Genomic DNA, 1,058 nt, shown 5'->3' with positions numbered 1-1,058 from the left:
GCTCGGCATGCTGCAGCGAGGCCTGGCGCTGCTCGCGGCTGCTGGCCGTCCCCCACAGCCACACCGCCAGCGCCAGCAGCACCGACACGATGCTCAGCACACCCAGCAGCAGGCCGGTACCCATGCTCAGAAGTCTCCGTACAGGGATTCGCGCAGCAACTGCCGGAACGGCTCCAGCTTGTGCGAATGTGGCTGGAACCCGAGGCCGATCCAACGGTCGATTTCCTTGCCGCTGCCATCGATCTGCACTTCGTGGCGGAACATCTCCTGGGTGGTGATCAGGTTGTCGCTGACGCCGGTGATTTCAGTGATGGACACCAGCACCCGGCGGCCRCTGCCCAGGCGCGAGATCTGCACGATGAAGTCGATGGCACTGGCGATCTGCCGGCGCAGGCTGTCTTCGCTGCCCTGGAAACCGGCGAAGCCGGCCAGCATCTCGATGCGGTACAGGCAGTCGCGCGGCGAATTGGCGTGGATGGTGGCCATCGATCCGTCATGGCCGGTGTTCATCGCCTGCAGCATCTCCAGCACCTCGGCGCCACGCACCTCGCCGACCACGATGCGGTCCGGGCGCATGCGCAGGCTGTTGCGCACCAGGTCGCGGATGCTGACCGCGCCCTGGCCTTCGGCGCCACCGATGCGGCTCTCCAGGCGCACCACATGCGGGTGGTTGAGCGAGAGCTCGGCGGTGTCTTCCACGGTGATGACGCGTTCGTTGGCCGGCACATAGCTGGCCAGCGCATTGAGCAGCGAGGTCTTGCCCGAGCTGGTGCCACCTGACACCAGGATGTTGCAGCGGCCCAGCACCATCGCCTTCAGCAGCGCCTGCATCGGCGCATCGAAGGTGCCCTTGGCCAGCAGCTCGTCGGGGGTGAACGGATCCTTGCGGAACTTGCGGATGGACACCATCGGCCCGTCCACCGCCAATGGCGAGATGATCGCGTTGAGGCGGCCACCATTGGGCAGGCGTGCATCGACCATCGGATTGGAATCATCCAGGCGGCGGCCGAGCGGGGCGATGATGCGGCGCAGGATGCGCAGCAGGTGGGTGTCATCGG

General features: G+C 66.4%; 1 protein-coding gene and 1 pseudogene. Both read right to left on the bottom strand.

Annotated features, from left to right (window positions below):
- Positions 1-124, bottom strand: a pseudogene (locus tag AB4Y84_RS22320) (type II secretion system F family protein); the annotation flags it as partial.
- A 2-nt stretch (positions 125-126) separates the two neighbouring features.
- Positions 127-1,058, bottom strand: a 932-nt coding sequence (locus tag AB4Y84_RS22315; protein ID WP_442251014.1) for a CpaF family protein, incomplete at its 5' end; no start/stop codon positions are given.

This window comes from Stenotrophomonas sp. 2YAF22, assembly GCF_052114665.1.
Taxonomy (GTDB): domain Bacteria; phylum Pseudomonadota; class Gammaproteobacteria; order Xanthomonadales; family Xanthomonadaceae; genus Stenotrophomonas; species Stenotrophomonas indicatrix.
This window is presented reverse-complemented; position numbering and strand designations above follow the sequence as displayed.